4 protein-coding genes are annotated in these 3,976 nt (G+C 70.7%); 2 read left to right on the top strand and 2 right to left on the bottom strand.

Annotated features, from left to right (window positions below; genetic code table 11):
• Positions 1-265, top strand: a 265-nt coding sequence (locus tag ACSNOG_RS31955; protein WP_436756199.1) for a hypothetical protein, incomplete at its 5' end; no start/stop codon positions are given.
• Positions 262-1,521: an MFS transporter gene (locus ACSNOG_RS31960; RefSeq protein ID WP_436756200.1), complete on the top strand. Its 1,260-nt coding sequence runs from the start codon at positions 262-264 to the stop codon at positions 1,519-1,521. The genes ACSNOG_RS31955 and ACSNOG_RS31960, both read left to right, overlap by 4 nt.
• A gap of 598 nt (positions 1,522-2,119) precedes the next feature.
• On the opposite strand, the gene ACSNOG_RS31965 is transcribed toward ACSNOG_RS31960, so the two are convergent.
• Entirely contained in the window at positions 2,120-3,529 is a 1,410-nt protein-coding gene (locus tag ACSNOG_RS31965) for an FAD-dependent oxidoreductase (RefSeq protein ID WP_436756201.1), read from the bottom strand.
• A gap of 47 nt (positions 3,530-3,576) precedes the next feature.
• A partial coding sequence (locus tag ACSNOG_RS31970; RefSeq protein WP_436756202.1) for a hypothetical protein occupies positions 3,577-3,976 on the bottom strand: 400 nt, incomplete at its 5' end.

Here is a 3,976-nt window from a genome sequence, read left to right on the forward strand (position 1 = left end):
GCGGAACGTCGAGCAACTCCGTAAGGACGGGCACTATCTGCTGCCGATGCAGGAAATCACCTCGGTCACCACAGGTGAATTCGGCACGGGGCTGGGGCCTGTACCGGAGACGGCGCTGACGCATCTGTGGCACGTACTGATGCGACGGATGCGGGCCGAGTACTGGGAGGCGGCCGTGGCGACCCCGGCCGCCACCCCGGCCGCGGTCAAGAGCCTTCCCCTGCTCCCCGCCGACCGGGCGCCTGCCCCGGCGGCCACCGAATGACCACCTCGGCTTCCGCCCGGCAGGCGCCAGCCGCTCTCGGCCCCGGCTTCCGCGTGTTCTGGGGCTCCTGCGCAGTCTCACTCGCCGGCGATGCCCTGCGCGGCATCACGGTGATCCTCTGGCTCTACGCCGCATGGGGCGGCTCGGCCCGGGCCGTGGCGCTGGGTGTCCTGTTCGAACGGCTCCCCACCCTCGTCGTCGGCCCCGGCATGGGCGTTCTCGCCGACCGGTACGACCGCAAACAGATCCTCATCGTCAGCAACGTGGCACGGGCGGTGGGTAGCGGCGCGATCCTGTGGGGGATGCTCAGTGGTTCGGTGCCGCTGGTACTGGGCGCTCTGGCAGCCTCAGCGATCGCCGGCAGTGCAGGGTCGGCGGCGCGGGGTGCGGTGCTGCCACAGCTGGTGGCTAAGGACACACTGGTACGCGCCAACAGCACCATGACGACGACCGAGCAGATCAGCTATGTCCTCGGGCCGCTCCTCGGAGCCCTGCTGTACAGCAAGTCAGGCCCCGTTGTGGCCTTGACGGCCGATGCCGTCAGCTTCGTGGCGGCCGCGTTGCTCCAGCGCAGGCTCCCACCGCAGCCGGTGGCACGGCGTACGGCGGTGCGTGACCGGGGGAGAGACGGGGTAACGGACGACAGCTTGGCAGCCACCGGCCTACGAGTCGGCGTGCGGGCCCTGGTGGACAGCCGCGACCACACTCTGGCCGTAGCCTTGGGCACGTACCTGTGCGTAGTGCTGCAGGCAGGGATCAACAACACGGTGCTCGTGGCCTTCTTGCCTGCTGCACTGAATCGCCCGGCAGGCGACGTCGCTCTGTTCAGCCTGACGAACGGGGTCGCCCAGGTTCTCGTCGCGGGACTGCTCATAGGTTTCGCCGCGCGGTTGGCGCCGGTTTCCGCGTTGTCCCTCTCAGCCTGGGTGATGGTGTGCGGAGGATGGGTACTCGCCGGCTCCACGAGCCTGTACATGGCTCTGGCGGGCGTGTTGGTCATCGCCCTGGCCAGCGCACCGCTCCAAGTCAGCTTCACCACGTTGCGGCAGACACGGGTCCCTGACGCCCTCCAGGGCCGCGCCACCGGCCTGGTCAGCACACTGTCCGGCGCCGCGTTCCTCGTGGCTTCTCAGGGTGGAGCGTGGCTGGCGGATCATGTCGGCCCCCGGGCCGGCCTCGTGGGCTCCGCGGGAGCATTGACCACCGGGGCACTCCTCACTTTGCTCCTGCGACGTGCGACCGCTCGCGCACGCTGACGTGCCGGGCACAGAACGCGCTCCGTGTCCTCCGCGTGGTGACCGGCGGAGGTAGCCGCACCATGGCGCTTACTTGATCAGGAATGCGACGTCCGGCCTGTACCTGACGATGCAGGGCATGGGCGGTACGGGTGCTGGGCTCGGGGCCTTGACGTCCTCAGCGCGAGTGTGCCCAACGACCCGGGTGGCCACCTACGGTGCCACAAGCTGGCCAACTGGAGATCACCTAGGGCGCCTAGCCGTAAGGAGGCTGAACGTCACTGGCCACCTATCGCTCAAGGTCACAGTGATGTGTGACTTTGCTCAGCATTCGGCCCCTTTGATCACTGCTTGGCCAGTCGTCGTGTGCCCCGGGGGCTCCATTGCCTGTCGGGCGGGGTGCTCGTTGTTATGCGTGCGTGTCGGCCCGCGGGGGAGGAGGGTGCAGTGGCTGGTGACACGGAGACCTTCGGGGATCGGGCCCGTGACTGGTGGGCGTCGGCGTCTCCGGTGGCCTCGTTGCGGGCGTTGAACCAGCCTCGGTTCGCGTTTTTCGACCGGTATGTAGCGGCCGGTCGGGGTGGCCGGCGGGTGCTGGACGCGGGGTGTGGCGGTGGTTTCACCGCCGAGTACCTGGCGGTCCGAGGCGCGGTCGTCTCGGGTGTGGAGCTCTCCGTCTGACCCCGGGATCTGTCCTGCACCTACCTCGGTGCTGCCCGCGCTGAGCCGCCGGGCCGATTCGTAGGCGGGCAAGGCGGGCGAGGACGCGCGGGGTGAAGAGCGTGGTGGGTGGGGAGAGCATGTGGACGACGTCGAGGAACGCTTCCTGCGCCACCGGGTCGCGCGTGCCGGCGGCCAGCACGTGCTGCGAGTGGCGGGCCAGCAGGCGCTGGCGGCGGGTGAGGCCGGGGCCGGTTGTGCCGGCCAGGAGGGTGTCGGCGGTGGTGGCCTGGGCCCAGCAGGCGTCGTGCAGCGGGGCGAGAGCGCGGTGGAAGGCGGGTGCGAAACCCTCGAGGGACGGGTGACGTGCCAGGTGGCTGCGCAGGGTGCGGGCGGTGAGGACAGCGGCCGTCATGCCCTGGGCGTACAGGGGGTTGAAGCAGCAGGCGGCATCCCCGACGAGGATCAGGTTGTGGGGCTGCGGGGTGAGACGGTCGAGGTGGCGGCGGCGGTTGGCGCCGGCGTGGGTGAGGGTGACGCCGCTCAGCGCGGTGGCCTCCTCGAGGGCATCGGCCAGGTCGGGCTGGTGGAGCGTGCGGGCGTAGGGCAGGAAGTCGCGCTCGCCTTTGGTCGGCCGGTCGGAGCCGACGCCGCACAGGGTCACCAGCCAGCGGTCGCCCTCGATGGGCATGATGATGCCCCCGCGGGCCAGAGGCGGGGTGATCATCACATGGCACACCTGCCAGGGCGGGCGGCGTGCCGGTGGGCGGTAGAGGCGGCTGGCGAAGGCGAGACCGGCGTCGACCACGCTGATCGGCACAGCGGGATAGCCCAATGCGGTGAGCCATCGGTCGGCCCTCGAAGCCCTGCCGGTGGCATCCACCATCAGATCGGCCTCCAGCAGCCGGCAAGCCCCACCGGTGGCCTCGCGCACCACCACCCCGGTGACGCGCCCGTCGTAGCCGGTAAGGTGGTCAGCCCGGTGCCCCGCCAGCACAGTGACACCCCGCAGGGCCAGGACCCGGCGGCGCACGGCCGCCTCCAGCAGCGGCTGCCCGGCGGCCAGCATGTGCTTGTCGGCCACGAACGAGGCGCCGCGCCCGAACCGGCTCGCCAGCGCGTATTCCGCCCCCACATCCACCGCGACCGCGCCCCGGGCGGTCAGCTCACCCACGATGCCGGGCAACAACTCCTCCAGCACGCGCACACCCCGGACGAACAGGCCGTGCGCGTGGTGCCCCTGAGGCGCCCCCGGTCGCGGCCCCGCTGATGCGCCCACGGGATCGGGCTCGACGACGGTCACAGCGAACCCGCCCTCAGCCAGCACACGGGCGACCAGCAGTCCGGCCAGGCCGCCACCGCACACCACGGCACGCCCACGGGAACAGGACGCGTCCGGCAACGACTTCCCCCCGGTCAGACGGGCTCGATGCGCAGGGAGACCGTACCGCCGGCGTCGGTGAGCCCTTCGGACGTGAGGCAGGCGGTGGGCAGCCCCTTGTCCAGCAGGAGCAGCGTCCGCACGGCCCGTTGGCCCTTTCCACGGCCTTCCAGAACCCGGCCGCGGAAAAGGACGACGTTGGCGTTGGCGACCTGGGCCACGGTGTCGTCGGTGTAGAGGATCACCGACCGGCTGCCATTGGCGTAGGTGATGACCTCCCGGGTCAGACCGCCGCTGACATGCACGCACGACGTCCGGGTCTGCCCCGTGATCCGGCCTGCCGCTTGCCCGGCCTCACCCGACCCATCCGTACACGTGTAGTCGATGTGCGCCGTTGCGTGCACCAAACGAGGCAGGAGCGTCTTCCCGGGCGAG

It is taken from the genome of Streptomyces sp. URMC 124 (assembly GCF_051386455.1).
GTDB lineage: Bacteria > Actinomycetota > Actinomycetes > Streptomycetales > Streptomycetaceae > Streptomyces.